General features: G+C 65.8%; 17 protein-coding genes. 15 read left to right on the top strand and 2 right to left on the bottom strand.

What is annotated here, in order from left to right:
* Nucleotides 1-14 precede the first annotated feature (14 nt).
* The gene (locus ACCQ06_RS08715) at nucleotides 15-2,624 is read right to left on the bottom strand and encodes a [protein-PII] uridylyltransferase (RefSeq protein WP_316691736.1); all 2,610 of its coding nucleotides are present in this window, start codon (nucleotides 2,622-2,624) and stop codon (nucleotides 15-17) included.
* Nucleotides 2,621-3,397, bottom strand: a complete 777-nt coding sequence (gene map / locus ACCQ06_RS08710; RefSeq protein ID WP_055845099.1) for a type I methionyl aminopeptidase — start codon at nucleotides 3,395-3,397, stop codon at nucleotides 2,621-2,623. Before map ends, ACCQ06_RS08715 begins: the two co-directional genes overlap by 4 nt.
* 318 nt (nucleotides 3,398-3,715) lie before the next feature.
* Between map and ACCQ06_RS08705 the strand changes: the two genes are divergently transcribed.
* From ACCQ06_RS08705 to rseP, 15 genes are all read left to right on the top strand, one after another.
* On the top strand, nucleotides 3,716-4,240 hold the full coding sequence (locus ACCQ06_RS08705; protein ID WP_104614233.1) for a Csu type fimbrial protein: 525 nt from the start codon (nucleotides 3,716-3,718) through the stop codon (nucleotides 4,238-4,240).
* Nucleotides 4,241-4,248: 8 nt separating this feature from the next.
* Complete coding sequence (locus ACCQ06_RS08700; RefSeq protein ID WP_316691734.1) at nucleotides 4,249-5,016, top strand: fimbrial biogenesis chaperone; 768 nt, start codon at nucleotides 4,249-4,251, stop codon at nucleotides 5,014-5,016.
* Between the two features lie 16 nt (nucleotides 5,017-5,032).
* A complete protein-coding gene (locus tag ACCQ06_RS08695) occupies nucleotides 5,033-7,381 on the top strand; it encodes a fimbria/pilus outer membrane usher protein (protein WP_316691733.1) in 2,349 nt (782 codons plus the stop codon).
* Nucleotides 7,378-8,412, top strand: a complete 1,035-nt coding sequence (locus ACCQ06_RS08690) for a Csu type fimbrial protein (RefSeq protein ID WP_228322629.1) — start codon at nucleotides 7,378-7,380, stop codon at nucleotides 8,410-8,412. Before ACCQ06_RS08695 ends, ACCQ06_RS08690 begins: the two co-directional genes overlap by 4 nt.
* Nucleotides 8,413-8,460: 48 nt before the next feature.
* A complete protein-coding gene (locus tag ACCQ06_RS08685; protein WP_228322630.1) occupies nucleotides 8,461-8,787 on the top strand; it encodes a hypothetical protein in 327 nt (108 codons plus the stop codon).
* A 2-nt stretch (nucleotides 8,788-8,789) separates the two neighbouring features.
* Nucleotides 8,790-9,497 carry a fimbrial biogenesis chaperone gene (locus ACCQ06_RS08680; RefSeq protein WP_316691730.1) on the top strand — a complete coding sequence of 236 codons (708 nt, stop codon included), beginning with the start codon at nucleotides 8,790-8,792 and terminating at the stop codon, nucleotides 9,495-9,497.
* 314 nt (nucleotides 9,498-9,811) lie between these two features.
* A complete protein-coding gene (gene rpsB / locus ACCQ06_RS08675; protein WP_316691729.1) occupies nucleotides 9,812-10,648 on the top strand; it encodes a 30S ribosomal protein S2 in 837 nt (278 codons plus the stop codon).
* 170 nt (nucleotides 10,649-10,818) lie between these two features.
* Entirely contained in the window at nucleotides 10,819-11,697 is an 879-nt protein-coding gene (gene tsf / locus ACCQ06_RS08670) for a translation elongation factor Ts (protein ID WP_104613985.1), read from the top strand.
* Between the two features lie 281 nt (nucleotides 11,698-11,978).
* The gene (locus tag ACCQ06_RS08665; protein WP_228322633.1) at nucleotides 11,979-13,502 is read left to right on the top strand and encodes a sensor domain-containing diguanylate cyclase; all 1,524 of its coding nucleotides are present in this window, start codon (nucleotides 11,979-11,981) and stop codon (nucleotides 13,500-13,502) included.
* Nucleotides 13,503-13,608: 106 nt separating this feature from the next.
* Nucleotides 13,609-14,331, top strand: a complete 723-nt coding sequence (gene pyrH, locus ACCQ06_RS08660) for a UMP kinase (protein WP_046963035.1) — start codon at nucleotides 13,609-13,611, stop codon at nucleotides 14,329-14,331.
* A 199-nt stretch (nucleotides 14,332-14,530) separates the two neighbouring features.
* Nucleotides 14,531-15,088 carry a ribosome recycling factor gene (frr, locus tag ACCQ06_RS08655; RefSeq protein WP_104613987.1) on the top strand — a complete coding sequence of 186 codons (558 nt, stop codon included), beginning with the start codon at nucleotides 14,531-14,533 and terminating at the stop codon, nucleotides 15,086-15,088.
* A 17-nt stretch (nucleotides 15,089-15,105) separates the two neighbouring features.
* Complete coding sequence (gene uppS / locus ACCQ06_RS08650; protein ID WP_228322634.1) at nucleotides 15,106-15,867, top strand: polyprenyl diphosphate synthase; 762 nt, start codon at nucleotides 15,106-15,108, stop codon at nucleotides 15,865-15,867.
* Nucleotides 15,864-16,691, top strand: a complete 828-nt coding sequence (locus ACCQ06_RS08645) for a phosphatidate cytidylyltransferase (protein ID WP_039423350.1) — start codon at nucleotides 15,864-15,866, stop codon at nucleotides 16,689-16,691. The genes uppS and ACCQ06_RS08645 overlap by 4 nt, the downstream gene beginning before the upstream one ends.
* Nucleotides 16,692-16,693: 2 nt before the next feature.
* A complete protein-coding gene (locus ACCQ06_RS08640) occupies nucleotides 16,694-17,884 on the top strand; it encodes a 1-deoxy-D-xylulose-5-phosphate reductoisomerase (protein WP_316691725.1) in 1,191 nt (396 codons plus the stop codon).
* A gap of 26 nt (nucleotides 17,885-17,910) precedes the next feature.
* Complete coding sequence (rseP, locus tag ACCQ06_RS08635) at nucleotides 17,911-19,257, top strand: RIP metalloprotease RseP (RefSeq protein WP_316691724.1); 1,347 nt, start codon at nucleotides 17,911-17,913, stop codon at nucleotides 19,255-19,257.
* Nucleotides 19,258-19,319 lie beyond the last annotated feature (62 nt).

Below are 19,319 nucleotides of genomic sequence, written 5' to 3'. Positions count from 1 at the left end.
GGTCTCCGGACGGACTAGGTGGGGTCGAGACAGGCACACAACGCATCGCGCAGGGCCTGCCGGGCGGATTCGGACAACGGGCGATCGTGCTCGTCGGTGATCTGGAACTGATCTTCCGCACGCTCGCCAAAGGTGGCGATGCGCGCATCGTGCACGCGCAGATGTTGCATGCGCAGGACATGCGCGACATCGGCCAGCAGGCCGGGGCGATCGGGGGCGACCAGACTGATGCGGGTGCGGCGGCCGCCGGCGCTTTCGCTGAATTCCACCCGCGGCGCAAAGCGGAAATGCCGCAACTGGCGAGGTACGGCACGCCGCGATGGCCGTACTTTTTGCAGGTCGCCGGCCAGCACCTGGCGTAGCGCGGCGGCAAGACGCTGCGGATCGCCATCGGCATAGCCTTCCTGCGGCAGCACTTCGAACACGTCGAAGATCGCATCGTGCGGCGCATCCAGCACGCGCGCGCGATGGATGCCGTAGCCCTTGCGATCCAGCGTGGCGACGATCGCCGAAAATAGGCCATCGCGGTCTGGCGAATACACGAACAGTTCCAACGCATCGTTGTCCGGCACCGCACGACGCGCCTTGACCAGGGTCTGGCCGATCTGCACTTCGATCAGCGAGACGGCCTGCCAGGCGAGTTGCTCGGGACGGAAGCGCAGGAAGTTTTCGTCCGGCATGCCGGCGAACTGGCGGTCGATGGTGGCATCGTCATGGCCTTGCGCCTGCATCAGCGCGCGTGCGGAGTCGCGCGCTTCGCGCAAGCGTTCGGCGCGCGGCGGCGGATGTTCCAGGCCTTCGCGCAGCGCGCGACGCGCAGCAAAATACAGATCCGCCAGCAGCCGGTCCTTCCACGCATTCCACAGCTTGGGGCTGGTGCCGGCGATGTCGGCGCAGGTCAACAGATACAGATAATCCAGACGCTCGCGGGTGCCGACCAGGGTGGCGAAGCGATGGATCACCTCCGGGTCGGAGATGTCCTGCTTTTGCGCAGTCACCGACATGCGCAGGTGCTGCTCCACCAGCCAGGTCACCAGTTCGGTATCGCCTTCGCTGAGCCGATGCGCAAGACAGAACGCGCGCGCATCCACTGCGCCCAGTTCGGAATGATCCCCGCCACGGCCTTTGGCGATGTCGTGAAACAACCCGGCCAGCAGCAGCAATTCCGGCTTGCGCAGGCGCGGCCAGACTTCGTGGGTGATCGAAAAACGCTCGTCGGCACGGCCGGCGGCGAATAGCGCGATGTTCCGCAGCACCATCAGCGTGTGCTGGTCCACCGTGTAGACGTGGAACAGGTCGAACTGCATGCGCCCGGACACACTGGCAAACGCCGGAATCCACTGCCCCAGCACACCCAGCCGCGCCATGCGATTGAGCGTTTCCACCGCACGCGGGCCGCGCAGCAGCGCCATGAAACGGTCGCGCGTGGCGGCATCGGCCACGTCGTAAGCCGGCAGTTGCTGCAGTACTTCAGCCAGCGCGCGTGCGGTCAACGAATGCAGCCCGCGCACATCGCGATGCGCGGCCCACTGCGCAAACAGCGCGAACACCCGCAGCACATCGCCATCCGGCCAGCTGTCGGCATCGGCGGCCAGGTAGCCGCGACGCAAGCTGAAACCGTCGCCCAGCGGCTCCGGTACCGCTTCGCCATCGAACTGTTCTTCAAAGCGCTGCAGCAGCCGGTCGCTGATCCGGCGGATCAACGCAGCGCTACGGTAGAAGCGCTGCATCATTTTTTCTACGCCCAGACTTTCCGGGTCGTCGGCAAAGCCCAGCCGCTGCGCCAGGGTCTTTTGATAATCGAAACGCAGGCGTTCTTCCGGCCGGTTGGCCACGATATGCAGGCCGAAGCGCAGCCGCGCCAGTTCTTCGCGCTCGCGCCGCAATGCAGCCGCTTCGTCGAAGCCGACATGGCCCAGCCCGACCAATGCTTCCAGATCCTTGACCCCGAACGCACGCAACGCCATCCAGCCCAGGGTCTGCAAATCGCGCAGGCCACCCGGGCCGTCCTTGATGTCGGGTTCGAGGTTATCGGCGGTGTCGCCAAAGCGCTGATGCCGTGCCAGCAATTCTTCGCGCTTGGCCTGGAAGAAATCGCGCGGCGGCCACACCCATTGCGGCGCGATCGCCGCAGCCAGTGCCGCGCGCGCGTCGCCATCGGCAACCAACGGCCGCGACTCGATCAACGCGGTGAGCACAGTCTGATCGATCGCCGCGGCGGTGCACTGCGCCGGCGAGCGCACCGCGTGACTGATCGGCAGCCCCACGTCCCACAACAACGCGAACAAGCGGGCCAGCGCCTGCTCGTGGCGCTGCTGCACAGCGCTGTCGCCCAGTACCAGCACGTCCACGTCCGAACGCGGAAATAGCTCGCCGCGGCCATACCCACCAACCGCATGCAACGACAGGCCGCTATCGGCTGGGATGCAGCGGGTCCAGGCGTTGCGCATCAACTGGTCGACTGCGCGTGCGCGTAACGCAACCAACCGTTCGATCGGCTCGCCCTGATCGAAGCGTTTGCACAACCGCATGTCCGCGTGCACCAGCAGCGGACGGGCCTTCGCGGCCCATTCCGCATCGCCGGCGACGCCCGGGTCGGGTCGATCCGCCGGCGTGTCGGTCATACCGGCGCGGGCGAATTGGCCGACAGCGTGAGCACATCCACGCCGTCTTCGGTCACCGCGACCATGTGCTCCCACTGCGCGGACAACTTGCGGTCCTTGGTCACAACGGTCCAGCCGTCGGGCAGTGTCTTATGGTGATAGGTGCCTTCGTTGATCATCGGCTCGATGGTGAAGGTCATGCCCGGCTTGAGTACCAGGCCTTCGCCCGGACGGCCGTAATGCATCACCTGCGGTTCGTCGTGATAGACCTTGCCGATGCCGTGGCCACAGTAGTCGCGCACCACGCTGAAACGTTCGGCCTCGGCAAACTTCTGGATCGCATGGCCCACATCGCCCAGCGTGGCGCCCGGCTTGACCGCGCGGATGCCGCGCCACATCGCTTCATAGGTGGTGTCCACCAGGCGTTTGGCCATTACCGACGGCGTGCCCACGTAATACATGCGGCTGGTGTCGCCGTGCCAGCCGTCCTTGATGACGGTGACATCGATATTGACGATGTCGCCTTCCTTCAACACCTTGGCCGCGCTCGGAATGCCGTGACAGATCACGTTATTGACCGAGGTGCACACGCTCTTGGGAAAGCCGCGATAGCCGACGTTGGCAGGAATGGTGCCCTGCACGTTGACGATGTGGTCGTGGCAGATGCGGTCGAGCTCGGCAGTGGTCACGCCCGGCTTGACGTGCGGGCCAACGATGTCGAGCACCTCGGCGGCCAGACGACCGGCGATACGCATCAGTTCGATTTCTTCTTTGGTTTTTAGATTGACGCTCATGGCCCCGATTATCGCCGATCCGGGCTGAATCTGAACGACTTGCGTCAGCGTTTTTTGCAGGACGTTGTGTCGACAGCACAAACGGACCGGGCAACAGGAAACCGTCGCCAGCGCCTATTCATGTGTGACGCAGTTCTTCGCGCGTCAAATATTGCATGAGCGGAGTCATCTGCAGGACATCGCAAATCCGGCAAAAGAACCAAACAAAACAGCTAGATACAAGATGAATTCACCGTTATGTTTGGCACGACCGATGCATTGCAGGGAGGGCGACACCTCGTCGCGCCACCAAAGACCTGACCGGTCAAGGAAATGTCCATGCGTACTGTCCACCCTGTCCTGCTCTCCCTCGGCCTGCTCTCGACCATCGGCATGGCGACTGCAGCAGACACCACCACCTTCACCGTCAAGATCGCCGTCACCAAGGCCTGCACCATCACCGCCGCTTCCGCCACGGACGTCGACTTCGGTTCGGTGCTCTCCACCTCGACCGCCAACGCCGATGCGAACGGCAGCGTGACCGCCCAATGCACCGCGCTGACGCCCTACAACATCGCGTTGAGCGCAGGCAGCAACGCGGGCACCGCCAACGATGTGACCACCCGCCGCATGAAGAACGCCGACCCGCTGGTCACCACCAACAACTTCATCGCCTACCAGCTCTATCAGGACCTGGGCCGCAGCACGGTCTGGGGCAGCACCACCGGCACCAACACGCTGAGCCGCACCGCCACCGGCATCAACCAGGTCTACCCGGTCTACGGTCGTGTGACCAACCCGTCAGTCAACAACGCTGCGACCGGTAGCTACCAGGACACGATCACCGCGACTATCGTCTATTGAGCTCACGCATGCCATCGCAACCGTTGCCGTCCCGCCTTCGTGCGTGGCTGGTCCCGCTGGGACTGGCCCTGAACCTGTCACTGAGCGGCGCCGGGCTGGTGCCGTCCGCGCAGGCAGCCAGCCTGCAGCTGGCGCCGACCTCGCTAACCCTGAGCGCCGAACAGACCGCCGATGGCCTCTGGCTGAGCAACAGTGGCGGCGCGCCGGTGCAGGTGCAGACCCGCGCCTATCGCTGGACCCAGCGCGATGGGCAGGACCAGCTCGATCCGACCCAGGAAATCCTGATCAGCCCGCCGATGCGCACCCTGGCTGCAGGCGAACGCCAATTGATTCGCGTGATCCGCGCCGGGCCTGCGCCCAATCGCCAGGAGCTCTGCTACCGCATCATCGTCGACGAACTGCCCAGCGCCGATGCCGATCGCAAGGGCATGCAGTTCGTGCTGCGCTACTCGGTGCCGATCTTCGTCCTGCCGCACGGCAAGACCGAGCACACGCCCACGCTAAGCGCGCAGGTGGTCGCCGGCACCGACGGCACTGCGCAGATCCAGATCAGCAACAGCGGCTCCGGGCATGCGCAGGTGGCCGATCTGCAGCACCGGGTCGATGGCGCAGCCAAGACCAGCTTGAACGGTCTGGTGGGCTACGTGCTGCCGGGCCAGACCAAGCGCTGGTCGCTGGGCGCACCGCTGGCGCAGTTCGGCCGCGGCTCCATCGTCGCAAGGATCAATGGTGAGGCTAACGAACGCACCCTGTTGGCCGCGCCTGCGGCGCCGTGATGCGGCCCGGCTGGCGATGACCCTGCTTGCGACCGCCACCGCGCTTGCGAACGCCATGGCCGGCGACCTGGCCGATGTCGCAACGTTGCCAGACCAAGTTGCGCCGACCGCCGCCACACAAGCACAGTCGCTGTATCTGGACGTCACCTTGAATCAGGCCGACCGCGGCCTGGCGCCATTCGAGCTGGTCGACGGCCATCTGCGTGGCTCGGTGGAAACGCTGCGCAAACTCGGCTTCATCCTGGCCGATCGCGCACCGGACGCACTGATCGATCTGGATCTGTTGCCCGATGTGGAAGTGCGCTACGACGCCGCACTGCAGCGACTCGCGCTGCAGGTGCCGCTGGCGCAGCTGTCGCTGTCCACCACGATCCTCAAGCCGGAAGAAGTCGCCCCGCCCAGCGCCACCGCATCGCCGGGCATGCTGCTCAATTACGACTTCTATGCCACGCGCAATGCCGGTTCCAGCAGCATGTCGCTGGCCACCGAACTGCGCGGCTTCGGCCTGGGCCGCGGCATGGTCGAGACCACGGCCATCTTCCTGGCCTACGACCGCCCGCAGGACCAACGCTGGCGCAGCGAGGCGGTGCGCCTGGACAGCGCCTGGCAGATGGATTTCCCTGAGAGCGCCACCAGCCTGCGGGTGGGCGATTTCTATAGCGGCTTCGTCGACTGGAGCCGTTCGCTGCGGCTGGGCGGCGTGCAGATCGGCCGCAATTACGCGCTGCAGCCGTATCGGGTGCTGACCCCAACGCCCAGCTTCCTGGGCGAAGCGGCGGTACCCTCCACGGTGGAGCTGTATGTCGATGGCCTGCGTCAATACAGCGGCCAGGTGCCCGCCGGCCCGTTCCAACTGGCCGCGCAGCCGGGCATCAGCGGCACCGGGCAGGCGCAGATCGTGGTGACCGATGCCTTCGGCCGGGTGCGCCGGCTGGACTTCGCGTTTTACGGCACGCCGCAACTGCTGGCGCGCGGCATTTCCGAGTGGTCGGCCGGCATCGGCCAGCTGCGCCGCGACTACGGGTTGCGTTCGTTTTCCTACGCCTCGCAGCCGCTCGCCAGCGCCAGCCTACGCAAGGGCCTGCGCGACGATTTCACCATCGAGGCGCACACCGAAGCCGGCGGCGGCGTGATCAATGCCGGCGCAGGCGGGGTGTGGTTGCTCGGCGCCGGTGGCGTGTTCAATGCGGCCTACGCGCACAGCCGTATGCACGCATTGCGTGGCGGCCAGTACGTGCTGGGCTACGGTTGGAACAACCGGCGTTTCAACGTCAATCTGGGCACCCAGCGCACCCACGGCGATTACCGCGACCTGGGCGCATTGCAGGGCAGTCTGCCGGCGCGCGTCAGCGACCGCGCCGCGTTTGGCGTCAACGTCGACCCGATCGGCTCGCTGGGCACCAGCTATGTGCGCCTGAGCTATCCGCAAGGCGATACCTCGCGCTATGCCAGCGTGTTCTGGTCGCGCAGTTTCGGGCGCAATTGGGCCGCCAACCTGTCCGGCAACCAGAACCTGGATATTCGCAGCGATCGCAGCCTGTATCTGTCGCTGTCCACCACCTTGGGCGAGTTGCGCCAGGCCAGCGCGTCGATGCAGCGCAATGGTAATCGCACCGGAGTTGTGGCCGATGTCAGCCAGCCGCTGCCTGGCGACGGCGACCTGGGCGGCATCGGTTGGCGCCTGCAGGCGCGCACCGGCGACGATGCCAGCGGCGGGCTGGCCGAGCTGGGCTGGTTGAACCGCATCGGCCGCTACAACTTTGGCGTGGCCACCCAGGACGGCAACAGGTTCGGCTACGCCAGCGCCAGCGGCAGCCTGGTTTGGATGGACGGCCGCAGCTTTGCGGCGCGCGATGTACAGGACGCGTTTGCGGTGGTGTCCACCGACGGCCAGGCCGGCATTCCGGTACGGCTGGAAAACCGCTTGATCGGGGTCACCGATGCACGCGGCACCTTGTTGGTGACGCCGCTGCAATCGTGGCAGCGCAATCAGCTATCGATCGACACGCTGAGCCTGCCGGCGGACCTGCGCGTGGATCGGGTCGACACCACGGTGACGCCGCGCCAGCAATCCGGTGTGGCGGTGCGCTTCGGCATCACCCGGGTGCGGGCTGCGGTGATCGTGTTGCACGACGCAAACGACGCACCGGTACCGGTGGGCAGCGTGGCGCAACGCGAAGGCGATACCGAACGCGTGGTAGTCGGCTACGACGGCGAAACCTACCTGGACAATCTGCAGAACGATAACCGCATCCTGGTGGAGTTGCCGGAGGGCCGCTGCATCGCGCAGTTCGCCTATCCGGCCGACGCCGGACGCATTCCGCGGGTCGGCCCGTTGCGCTGCATCGCGACGCCGGCGCCATGAGCGTGCAGGCGCTCTGGCGGGTCTTGCTTGCACTGAACCTTGCACTGCTGTGGCTGACGCCCAGCCAGTCGGCGCATGCCGATACCACCTGCACGGTGACGCTGGGGACGCCCTTGGCCTTCGGCAACGTGGCCGCCAATGGCGCCACCGATGCGGTCGCAACCTTCAACGTGTCCTGCGCCACCACCGCGCTCAGCGTGCTGGGCGCGGCGCGGGTGACGTTGTGCCTGGACCTGGGGCCCGGCAGTGCAAGCGCAGGGGTGTATACGCCGCGCCGCATGCTCAACGCCACCAGCGACGCGTTGAGCTATCAGATCTACAGCGATGCGGCACGCACGCAGGTCTGGGGTGCGACCGGTTCCAGCACGCCGTCGCCGCTGTTGCTGAATTTGGCTTATTCGGTGCCGGTACTGGTCGGCGGCTCGCAGACCACCACGGTCACCGTCTATGGACGCATTCCCGGTAGCCAGACGCTGTCGGTGGGCAACCACACCAGCAGCTTCGGCGGCGCCGATACGGTGATGCGCTACGCCTACAACGAAAGCATCATCGGCGGCATCCAGCCGCCCGCCAACTGCAACACCGGCGCCAGCGGCGCCAAGACCGCCAGCAATGCATTCCCGTTCACCGCCTCGGCCAATGTGCCGGCGCGCTGCAATACCTACGTCACCACCGATCTGGACTTCGGCAGCATCGCCGGCAGCATCGACACCCAGATCGACCGCAGCTCGACCATCAGCCTGGCCTGCACCAACCGCACCGCCTGGAACATCGGCTTGGACGTCGGCGTCAACGCCAGCGGCAGCACCCGACGGATGCGCCACGCCAGCAGCGCCAACTTCATCACCTACGAGCTCTACAAGGACCCGGGCCGCAGCAGCCGCTGGGGCACCACGATCGGGGTCGATACCCTGGCCGGCACCGGCAACGGCGTCGCGCAGACGGTGACGGTCTACGGCCGCGCGCCGGCACCGCAGCTGCCCATCGCCGGCGCCTACAACGACACGGTGACCGTCTCGATCACTTACTGACCGTTAATTAAGTTCGCACCGGGGGCGTCGCTATTTGTAACGTCTCCAATGCAAACGATTGCCTTCATGACGCCGGTCAACCTGATTAAGTGCCTCACGCTGGTCGCCCTCGCTTGCAGCTCGGCTGCGGCAACCGCGTCGACGAACCGTGGCCCGGACAACTCCAGCCTGCATATCGGCCTGCGTCTGCTCAGCGGGTGCGAGTTGCGCACCACCGCGCCGCGCGCCAGCTGCTCGCGCGGCACGCCGGTCGCGATTGCGCAGCCGTCGCTCACCGTGGACACCCTGTCGACCACCAGCACCGGCCAGGACGCCAGCGCACTTGCCGGGCCTGCGCCTGCCGGTGCGACGCGCATCACCACCATCGCATTCTGAGCATGGCCGCCGCCCGCCCGCACTGGAGCTGGCTGATCCTGGGGGTGCTCTGCATGGCCGCCAGCGGTAGCGCTGGCGCTGCCGAGATCGCCATCGCGCCGACCACTTCGTACATCCCGGCCGACAGCAACCAGGCGGCCGTGTGGCTTTATAACCAGTCTGCACAACCGTGGCGCGCCGACGCCAAGCTCTACCGCTGGCACCAGGACGGTGGGCGCGAGCTGCTGGAACCGGCCACCGGCGCCGCCGTCAGCCCCAGCCAGTTCGAAATCCCGGCGCAAGGCCGTCAGCTGTTGCGGGTCATCCGCCTCGGCCCAAGCCCGGCCCGGATCGAAGACAGCTATCGGCTGGTGGTGACCCAGCACGCGGTCGGCGATGAAACCGAGCTGCTGCGCTATTCCACGCCGGTGTTTGCGATGCCGAGCGAGCCGGGTGAGCCGCAGCCGCAGCTGCAGGCGACACTGACCGGCCAGGGCAGCGGCCGCAGCTTGCACATTTACAATGCCGGCATGCACCACGCCCGCCTGGCCGACCTGGCCTTTATCGACGCCGGCGGAACCCGCCACAGCATCGGCGACGACCTGGCCGGCTATGTGCTGCCTGGCCAGACCCGGCAATGGCTGCTACCGGCCACGCTATCGGCCGGTCTGGGCCGCTTCGTGGCCCGCGTCAACAGCGATACCGAAACCACACTCGCCCTGCAGCCCTGAGTCCCACGTCCGCCGGTCCGCAGCGCCGCTGGCACCCCAGATTGCGTACAACCGGCCTGGCGGCTATACTCCGCCGGCTGTTTTGCGTCTTTGCCGCATTGCGTCGTCCACGTCGGACGTCACCGACGAATCCACACCTGCTGCCGCCATCCGTGCCGGGGTGCCCTCACACAGGGTTCGTCGCGGAGGCAACAGGGAAGCCCAACCCCGGAATCTTGTGCGTGTGATGCGAGCGTCTTCGCAACATCCGCACTCCCTGCGCTGACTTCAAACAACAGCTGCGCACGGCGATTCCGCTACCAGGAGTTTTTTCAATGCCTCAGGTCACCATGCGTCAGATGCTGGAAGCCGGCGTCCATTTCGGCCACCAGACCCGCTACTGGAACCCCAAGATGGCGCCGTACATCTTCGGCGCGCGCGGCAAGATCCACATCATCAACCTCGAGAAGACCGTCCCGCTCTTCAACGACGCGATGAACTTCCTCTCCTCGATCGCGCAGAAGCGCGGCACCGTGCTGTTCCTGGGCACCAAGCGCAGCGCGCGCGAGTCGATCAAGGAAGAAGCCGAGCGTTGCAACATGCCGTTCATGACCCAGCGCTGGCTGGGCGGCACGCTGACCAACTTCCGCACCGTCAAGCAGTCGGTTGCCCGCCTGAAGGAACTGGAAGCCGCCGAAACCGACGGCACCTTCGAAAAGCTGGTCAAGCACGAAGTGCTGGGCCTGCGTCGCGAGCGCGAAAAGCTGGACGCGTCGCTGGGCGGCATCAAGGAAATGAACCGTCTGCCCGACGCGATCTTCGTGATCGACATCGGCCATGAAGACATCGCCATCAAGGAAGCCAAGAAGCTCGGCATCCCGGTGATCGCGGTGGTCGATACCAACTACGATCCGGCCCTGGTCGACTACGCCATCCCGGGTAACGACGACGCCATCCGCGCCGTGCAGCTGTACGCACGTGCCGCTGCCGATGCCGTGCTGGAAGGCAAGGCGGCTGCGCCGAACTCGGCGTCGGTGCGCGAAGAAGAGTTCTCGGCTGACGCCGGCGACGAAGGCAAGGGCCGTCGCGCCCCGACCAAGAAGGCCGCCGAGAAGAAGGCCGACGCACCGGCCGCTGCTGCTGAAGCACCTGCGGCACCGGCTGCCGAGTAATCGGCATGCAATGCGACCGCCCCATGCTGGGCGGCCGCAGCCCCGACGGGTCCATCGCGCCCCGTCGCCGAGGCCACCAAAGATTCTTACGGAGACGGCCCGCACACTGCACCGTCTCCTCACTGGCGGAACATTTCCGCCGTACGCATTCGTCCATACGAGGTAATTCCATGGAAATCACTGCTTCCCTGGTCAAGGAACTGCGCGAGCGCACCGGCGCCGGCATGATGGAGTGCAAGAAGGCACTCGTCGAAAACGCTGGCGACATCGACGCCGCTGCCGAATGGCTGCGCAAGTCGGGTCTGGCCAAGGCCGACAAGAAGGCTGACCGCGTTGCCGCCGAAGGCCGCATCGCCACCGCACAGGCCGGCGGCAAGGCCGTGCTGGTCGAAGTCAATTCCGAGACCGACTTCGTCGCCAAGGACGAGAACTTCCTGGCCTTCACCGAGGTCGTCGCCAACGCCGCACTGACCTCCGACGTCGCCGATGCCGATGCGCTGAAGAGCGTCAAGCTCGACAGCGGCGAGACCATCGAAGAGCGTCGCGCTGCGGTCATCGCCAAGGTTGGCGAGAACCTGCAGGTGCGTCGCCTGGTCCGTATCGACAGCGCCAACAACGTCGCAGCCTATGTGCACGGCGGCCGTATCGGCGTGCTGGTCGAGCTGAAGGGCGGCGACATCGAGCTGGCGCGCGGTATCGCGATGCACATCGCTGCCATGAACCCGCCACACGTCAAGGCATCCGACGTGCCGGCCGAGTTTGTCGCCAAGGAAAAGGAAATCGAACTGGCCAAGATGTCCGAAAAGGACAAGTCCAAGCCGGCCGAGATCCTGGAAAAGATCATCAGCGGCAAGATCAGCAAGATCGTCAACGAAGTCACCCTGTACGGTCAGCCGTATGTGCTGAACACCGATCAGACCGTCGAGCAGGCCGTCAAGGCCGCTGGTGCCGACGTGATCGGCTTCCAGCGCCTGGCCGTTGGCGAAGGCATCGAGAAGGTGGTGGAAGACTACGCCGCCGAAGTGATGAAGCAGGCCGGTCTGGCCTGATCTTCGCCACAGCGTGAAAAAAAGCCGCGGCCATGCCGCGGCTTTTTTTTGCCTGCCAATCCCCACTGCATCGAAGCGCGCGAGACTGAAGCACACACATCCGTGGTGCCTGCAACCGACCTCGACGCTATAGATGTCGTCGGCCGTGCCGCTAAGTCTAGATGCCAACCAGACTCTCAGCACCCCTCACGCATGCGCTCCAGCGCAGCGACTGCGAGCCGTGGCGTGCTCAAACTCACCGAACGCAGCTGTATGCTTGCGTTCACTGTTGGCGATGACTCATGCAACCAGATCTTCAGGCCGCCCTGCACTACTGCCGTAACCTGCCCTCGCCGCCCGGCGTCGCGCTGCGCATCATCGAGCTGGCGCAGGACCCGGATGTGGACATGACCACCACCGCGAAGGTCATCGGCATGGACATGGCCCTGAGCGCGCGCATGCTGCGCGTGGCCAATTCGCCGCTGTACGCCAGTCGTCGCCGTGTCGACAACCTGGGCCAAGCGCTGACCATGCTCGGCCTCAACGCCACCCTGAGCCTGGCGCTGGGGTTTTCGATGGTGCACGGCGTGCGCAGCACGTTCGTCGCCCATCCGTTGCACGAGCGCATCTGGCGTCGCGCCGGGCTATGCGCGCTGGCCAGTCGCATCCTGGGCCAGGCCTACGGCATCCGCAAACCCGAAGAATTGATGCTGGCCGGCCTGCTGCAGGACATCGGCAAGCTGGCGCTGCTGCAAGGCGCGGCCGAGCTGTATGCGCCGCTGCTGGAACAGGCGCCCGACAACGCATCGCTGCTGGATGCCGAACGCGAACACCTGGGCGCCACCCACGCCGAGATCGGCGCCTGGCTTGCGCATCAGTGGCAGCTGCCGCATTACCTGCAGAACGCGATCGCGCAAAGCGAAGAAGAACCGGAAGGCCTGGAGCCGTTCATGGCCTGCGTGGCGCTGTCCGGGCGCCTGGCCGACATCTGGCTCTCCGCCAGCGCGGCCACCGCCACCGAGCATGCGCAGCGCCAGGCGCAGGACGTACTGGAACTGGATGCCGAACGCTTCGAAAAAGTGATCGAACGCATCGCCGAATCGTTGCCCGAGCTCGAAGCGTTATTCGACATCCGCGTGCCGCAACCCGAGCACATCCAGCTGATCTTCGAGCAGGCGCGCGAGCTGGCGACGCTGCGTACCTTGCGCGAATTGCAGGACGTGGCCGAAGCGCGCCGACATGCCGACGAATCGGAAAACCGCATGCGTCATCTGGCCGAGCAGGCCAGCCGCGATGCGCTGACCGGCGTGTTCAACCGGCATCAGCTCGGCACCGCGCTGGCGCATGAGTTCGAACTGGCATCGCGGCAGGCCTGGCCGCTGTCGATCGCCTTCATCGATCTGGACGATTTCAAGCGCGTCAACGATGCGCACGGCCACCTGGTCGGCGACGAGGTGTTGCGTAATTTTGCGCAAACGCTGCAACGCATGGTGCGCACCAGCGACCTGGTGGCGCGCTATGGGGGCGAAGAATTTCTGGTGATCCTGCCCAACACGCCCGCCGATGCGGCGTTGATGGTGATCGAGCGCATCCTTGCCGAGACCGCGCGCACGCCGATGGCGCAGCTGCAGGGCGGCCCGCTGCACATCACCTTCTCTGCGGGCCTGGCCACGCATGGCGGCATCGAGCGCCAGTTCGAAAGCATCGAACACCTGTTGCAGGCCGCAGACAGCACGCTGTACCGCTCCAAGCATCGCGGCCGCAACCGCGTCACCGCCTACGATGCGACCGATGTCCCGACGCCACCGAACCCGCGGGCGCACTGAGCGGCACGTCACCTCGATGACGACAAAGGAATTTTTACCACGCCCGGTGGCAGGCTTCCGCTAGAATTGCCGGCGTTTGCCGTCCCCCACCCCCGAGGTCTCCCCCATGTCTGAACTTTCCTATCGCCGCATTCTTCTCAAACTTTCCGGGGAGGCGCTGATGGGAGACGGGGATTACGGCATCGACCCCAAGGTGATCAACCGCCTTGCCCATGAAGTGATCGAAGCGCAGCAGGCCGGCGCACAGGTCGCGTTGGTGATCGGCGGCGGCAACATTTTCCGCGGCGCCGGTCTGGCTGCCAGCGGCATGGACCGCGTCACCGGCGACCACATGGGCATGCTCGCCACCGTGATCAACGCGCTGGCCATGCAGGACGCGCTGGAAAAGCTCGGCGCCAAGGTGCGCGTGATGAGCGCGATCAAGATCAACGACGTCTGCGAGGATTTCATCCGTCGCCGCGCCATGCGCCATCTGGAAAAGGGCCGTATCGCGATTTTCGCCGCCGGCACCGGCAACCCGTTCTTCACCACCGATTCGGGCGCTGCGCTGCGCGCGATCGAAATCGGTGCCGACCTGCTGCTCAAGGCAACCAAGGTCGACGGCGTGTACGACAAGGACCCGAAGAAGCACACCGATGCGGTGCGCTACGACAGCCTGACCTACGACGAAGTCATCATGCAGGGCCTGGAAGTGATGGATACCGCCGCCTTCGCGCTGGCGCGCGACAGCGACCTGCCGCTACGCATCTTCGGCATGAGCGAACCCGGCGTGTTGCTGCGCATCCTGCGCGGCGAGCAGATCGGCACCTTGGTGCAGGGCCGTAGCTGAGTTTTTGGGATTAGGGAATCGGGATTTGTGATTCGTCACAGCGTGGATCGGGCACTCCGCTCGTGCCCGATCCACCGCATCGCCTGGCGTGAACGCGCCAGGCAGGTGAACCGGCTGCGCCGGCCCATGCAGGCCAGCGAGTCGTGAAACCCCAGTCCCGGCTATAATCCCCGGATTCAGCTCCACACGGATTCCGGCGATGCTCAACCAGATCAAACAAGACGCGCAGGCGCGCATGACCAAGAGCATCGATGCTCTGCGCCATTCCCTGACCACCGTGCGTACCGGCCGCGCGTCGCCGGCGCTGCTGGACGGCATCAAGGTCAAGGCCTACGGCACCGACACCCCCCTCAATCAGGTTGCCAGCATCAGCGTGTCCGAAGGCCGCTCGCTGGTGATCAGCCTGTTCGACAAGGGCATGATCAAGGACGTGGAAAAAGCCCTGTACGCCTCGGATCTGGGCCTGACCCCGACCGTGGTGGGCACCGTGATCCGTCTGAACCTGCCGCCGCTGACCGAGGAGCGCCGCAAGGAGCTCAGCAAGTCCGTGCATGGCGAAGGCGAAGACAGCAAGGTCGCCATCCGCAACATCCGTCGCGATGCCAATCAGCAGGTCAAGGATCTGCTGAAAGACAAGAAGGTCACCGAAGACGAGGCCCGTGGCGCCGAAGACGACATCCAGAAGTTGACCGACAAGGCCATCAAGGATGTGGATGAGGTCGTCAAGGGCAAGGAACAGGAATTGATGACGGTCTGATCGTGGCATCCCCTGCCATGCATCCAGTCCCTTCTACCGACGCGGTACCGCGCCACATTGCCATCATCATGGATGGCAACGGGCGTTGGGCGCAGCGTCGGCGACGTCCGCGCATGATCGGCCATCGCGCCGGTGCGCGGGCGGTCAACCGCACCATCGATTTCTGCCTGGAAAAAGGCGTGTCGGCACTCACCCTGTTCGCGTTCTCCAGTGAAAACTGGGGCCGTCCGCAGGAGGAAGTCGATGCGCTGATGAAGCTGTTCCTGCATGCGCTGGACCGCGAGGTCGAAGAACTGCAACGGCGCGGCGTGCAGGTGCGTTTCATCGGCGAACGCAGTCGCTTCGCTGCGCCGCTGCGCGAGCGCATGGCCGCTGCCGAGCGCACCACCGCCGGCAACGCGCGACTGGTGCTCAGCATCGCAGCCAGTTACGGCGGCCGCCAGGACATCGCGCTGGCCGCGCGTGCGCTGGCCGAAGAGGTGGCTGCCGGGCGCCTGCAACCGCATCAGATCGACGAGGCCCTGCTGTCCAGCCGCGTCGCACTGTCCGACCTGCCGGCGCCGGATCTATTCATCCGCACCGGCGGCGATACCCGCATCAGCAATTTCCTGCTCTGGCAGCTGGCCTACACCGAGCTGTGGTTCACCGAAACCCTGTGGCCGGAGTTCGATGCCGGCGTGCTGCAGCAGGCGCTGGACGACTATGCCGGGCGCGAACGCCGCTTTGGCCTGACCAGTGCCCAGATCGCCGACAAGGCGACGGAGATCTCCTCCGCATGACCAAGACCCGCGTGATTGCCGCGCTGATCATGGCGCCGCTCGCCATCTGCGCGATCGTGCTGCTGCCCACCCAATGGCTGGCGGCGCTGGCAGCGATCCTGTTCCTGACCGGTCTGTGGGAGTGGCTCAAGCTCTCCGGCATCGACGACAGCCTGCCGCGCACCGTGCTGCTGATGCTCAATCTGCTGCTGATGGTGCTGATGGTGTGGGCCTCGGCCGGCTCCATGGTGCTGTTCCAGATCGCCGCCCTGGTGGGAGTGGTCTGGTGGGTCCTGGCGCTGCTGTGGCTACGCTTTTTCACCTTCGGAGCCGATCACGGCAACGGCCAGGCGCGCGCGCTCAAGCTGGCGGCCGGCACCCTGGCGGTGCTTCCGGCCTGGGCGGCGCTGGTGCTGCTGCACGCCAACCCGGACAAGGGCAACCTGTGGCTGCTGACCGCCCTGACCATGGTTTGGGCGGCCGACTCGGGGGCGTATTTCGCCGGACGTGCGTTCGGCAAGCACAAGCTGGCGCCGCGCATCAGCCCCAACAAGACCATCGAAGGCCTGCTCGGCGGGATGGTTGCCGGTATCGCGGTGGCCTGCGCGTTCGGCTGGCTGGCCGGGCTGACCCTGGCGCATGTGCCGCAACTGGTTCTGGTCGCGGCAGTGGCGGTGCTGGCGTCGGTGCTCGGCGACCTGTTCGAAAGCCTGCTCAAGCGCCACGCCGGCGCCAAGGACTCGGGCACGGTGATTCCCGGCCACGGCGGCGTGCTGGATCGCATCGATGGCGTGCTCGCCGCCCTGCCGGTGTTCGCACTCGGCAAGGAAATTCTCGGATTCTAAGCATGGCTGGCTCTTCTCCCCGCCAGGTCGCCGTCTTCGGCGCGACCGGCTCGATCGGTACGTCGGCACTGGACGTGATCGCCCGCCATCCGCAGCGGCTGCGCGTCAGCGTGCTGTCCGCGGGACGCCAGGTCGACGCCCTGCTGGCGCTGTGCGCCACGCATCGACCTGCGCATGCGGTGATTGCCGACGAGGCGCTGTACCCGGCCCTGCGTGACGGCTTGCGTGCCGCCGGCCTCGCCACCCAGGCGCACGCCGGTACAGCGGCGCTGGATGCGCTGGCCGGCAGCGATGCCTGCGACACCGTGGTAGCTGCCATCGTGGGCGCCGCCGGCCTGCCTTCGACCCTGGCGGCCGCCCGCGCCGGCAAGCGCCTGCTGCTGGCCAACAAGGAATCGCTGGTGCTGGCCGGCGAGCTACTGACCCGCACCGCGGCCGCGGCAGGCGCGGAGATCATTCCGATCGACAGCGAACACAGCGCCATCTTCCAGTGCCTGCGCTCGTGCGATGCCAGCCGCGGCGTGCGCCGGGTGGTCCTGACCGCGTCCGGCGGCCCGTTCCGGGGCTGGCATCGCACCGCGCTGGCGGCAGTGACGCCCGCGCAGGCGGTTGCGCATCCCAAATGGTCGATGGGCCCGAAGATCTCGGTGGATTCGGCCACCCTGATGAACAAGGGCCTGGAAGTCATCGAGGCGCATCATCTGTTTGGCCTGACCGGCGAGCAGATCGATGTGCTGGTGCACCCGCAAAGCCTGGTGCATTCGCTGGTGGAATTCGTCGACGGCTCCACCCTGGCCCAGCTCGGCCTGCCGGACATGCGCACCACCTTGGCGGTCGGTCTGGCGTGGCCGGAGCGGATGGAATCGGGTGTGGCAGGACTGGATCTGCTGCAACAGGGGCGGCTGGATTTCGAAGCGCCCGATACAGCCGCATTCCCGTGCCTGCGCCTGGCCTGGGAGGCTCTGCGCGCCGGCGGAACCGCGCCTGCGATCCTGAACGCAGCTAACGAAGTGGCTGTTTCAGCGTTTCTTCAGGGCCAGATAGGTTTCCTAGCGATCCCTGCGTTGGTCGAACACACGTTGACAACGCTCCCACGGCACAATGCCGACTCCCTCGACATCCTGCTTTTTGCCGATGCGCAAGCCCGGCAAATCACCGAACGCGCCCTCGCCAACCACGCCCTTCATGCCTGATCGATCCACGCAGCCGAGTTGCATCCATGGGTGATTTCATCGGTTCGGTCTGGTGGATGATCGTCAGCCTGGGTCTATTGGTGACATTCCACGAATTCGGGCACTTCTGGGTCGCGCGCCGCTGTGGCGTCAAGGTGCTGCGGTTTTCGGTGGGCTTCGGCAAGCCGCTGTGGATGCGCCGCGACCGCCACGGCACCGAGTTCGTGGTGGCCGCGATTCCGCTGGGTGGCTACGTCAAGATGCTCGACGAGCGCGAAGGCGACGTGCACCCGGCCGAACTGGATCAGGCGTTCAATCGCAAGACGGTGTGGCAGCGCATCGCGATTGTTGCTGCCGGCCCCATCGCCAACCTGCTGCTGTGCATGGCGATGCTGTGGGCCATGTTCGTGGTCGGCAAGCAGGATTATTCGGCCACCGTCGGCCGCGCCGATGGCCTGGCCGCCGAAGCCGGGCTGACAGCGGGCGAGCGCATCGTGCGCATCGACGGACGCAGCGTGAGCAGCTGGAGCGATGCCAGCATGCAGCTCACCACCGCGGCGATGGACAAGCGCGACATCCAGGTCCGCACCGCCGCCGAGGGTGGCGGCAACAACGAGCACACCTTGCGTCTTTCGCAGTTGCCGGTCGGTTTCGACGAGCGCCGGGTGGCATCGCTGGCCGGCATCGGCTGGCAGTTCATGTTGCAGCCGCCGGTGATTGCCGAGGTAGTGCCAGGGTCGGTGGCCGACGGCCTGCTCAAGCCGGGCGATCGCATCGTGGCCATCGATGGCCAGCCGATCCGCTCGGCCGAAGACATCATTCCGCAGGTGCAGGCGCTGGGCGCGCACGGCGGGCCGGGCATGATCGAAGTGGCGCGCGGCGAAGACCGCCTGGCGCTGGAAATCGCACCGCGCAAATCGCCGCAGGGCCAGTGGATGATCGGGGTCCGCCCGGCCGCCGTACCGGCGCCGGAATACGACAGCCGCCAGCAGTACGGCGTCTTTGCTGCGGTGCCGGCGGCGATCCGCGAAACCGGCAAGATGACCGCCGATTCGCTGGGCATGATGAAGCGCATGCTCACCGGCCAGGCCTCGGTCAAGAACATTTCCGGCCCGGTCACGATTGCGCGCGCGGCCAACGCCTCGGCCGAACGCGGGCTCGACTGGTTCCTGTATTTTCTGGGATTGCTGTCGCTCAGCCTGGCGATCATCAACCTGATGCCCATCCCGATCTTGGACGGTGGGCATCTGCTGTATTACCTTATTGAGTTGGTCAAGGGCAGCCCGATCAGCGAACGGGCCATGATTGCCGGGCAATATGTCGGCCTGGCGGTCCTGGCCGGGTTGATGGGACTGGCGTTCTACAACGACATCCTCGGCCTGGTTCCACGATGAAATTGCTCCACTCTTTCCGCCTGTTGTCGTCGTCATACGCCGGCACCCAGCAACACCCGAAA

Source organism: Xanthomonas sp. NCPPB 4467 (assembly GCF_041475665.2).
GTDB lineage: Bacteria > Pseudomonadota > Gammaproteobacteria > Xanthomonadales > Xanthomonadaceae > Xanthomonas > Xanthomonas dyei.
The sequence above is the reverse complement of the archived record's forward strand: the minus strand, read 5'-3'. Positions and strand labels throughout refer to the sequence as shown.

What these genes read in the sequence shown, in the direction of transcription:
- ACCQ06_RS08705 (WP_104614233.1), top strand. Translation starts at nt 3,716, where the DNA reads ATGCGTACTGTCCACCCTGTCCTGCTCTCCCTCGGCCTGCTCTCGACC.
- rpsB (WP_316691729.1), top strand. Translation starts at nt 9,812, where the DNA reads ATGCCTCAGGTCACCATGCGTCAGATGCTGGAAGCCGGCGTCCATTTC.
- ACCQ06_RS08680 (WP_316691730.1), top strand. Translation starts at nt 8,790, where the DNA reads ATGGCCGCCGCCCGCCCGCACTGGAGCTGGCTGATCCTGGGGGTGCTC.
- ACCQ06_RS08700 (WP_316691734.1), top strand. Translation starts at nt 4,249, where the DNA reads ATGCCATCGCAACCGTTGCCGTCCCGCCTTCGTGCGTGGCTGGTCCCG.
- pyrH (WP_046963035.1), top strand. Translation starts at nt 13,609, where the DNA reads ATGTCTGAACTTTCCTATCGCCGCATTCTTCTCAAACTTTCCGGGGAG.
- map (WP_055845099.1), bottom strand. Translation starts at nt 3,397, where the DNA reads ATGAGCGTCAATCTAAAAACCAAAGAAGAAATCGAACTGATGCGTATC.
- ACCQ06_RS08690 (WP_228322629.1), top strand. Translation starts at nt 7,378, where the DNA reads ATGAGCGTGCAGGCGCTCTGGCGGGTCTTGCTTGCACTGAACCTTGCA.
- ACCQ06_RS08695 (WP_316691733.1), top strand. Translation starts at nt 5,033, where the DNA reads ATGACCCTGCTTGCGACCGCCACCGCGCTTGCGAACGCCATGGCCGGC.
- ACCQ06_RS08685 (WP_228322630.1), top strand. Translation starts at nt 8,461, where the DNA reads ATGCAAACGATTGCCTTCATGACGCCGGTCAACCTGATTAAGTGCCTC.
- ACCQ06_RS08640 (WP_316691725.1), top strand. Translation starts at nt 16,694, where the DNA reads ATGGCTGGCTCTTCTCCCCGCCAGGTCGCCGTCTTCGGCGCGACCGGC.
- ACCQ06_RS08665 (WP_228322633.1), top strand. Translation starts at nt 11,979, where the DNA reads ATGCAACCAGATCTTCAGGCCGCCCTGCACTACTGCCGTAACCTGCCC.
- frr (WP_104613987.1), top strand. Translation starts at nt 14,531, where the DNA reads ATGCTCAACCAGATCAAACAAGACGCGCAGGCGCGCATGACCAAGAGC.
- rseP (WP_316691724.1), top strand. Translation starts at nt 17,911, where the DNA reads ATGGGTGATTTCATCGGTTCGGTCTGGTGGATGATCGTCAGCCTGGGT.
- uppS (WP_228322634.1), top strand. Translation starts at nt 15,106, where the DNA reads ATGCATCCAGTCCCTTCTACCGACGCGGTACCGCGCCACATTGCCATC.
- ACCQ06_RS08715 (WP_316691736.1), bottom strand. Translation starts at nt 2,624, where the DNA reads ATGACCGACACGCCGGCGGATCGACCCGACCCGGGCGTCGCCGGCGAT.
- ACCQ06_RS08645 (WP_039423350.1), top strand. Translation starts at nt 15,864, where the DNA reads ATGACCAAGACCCGCGTGATTGCCGCGCTGATCATGGCGCCGCTCGCC.
- tsf (WP_104613985.1), top strand. Translation starts at nt 10,819, where the DNA reads ATGGAAATCACTGCTTCCCTGGTCAAGGAACTGCGCGAGCGCACCGGC.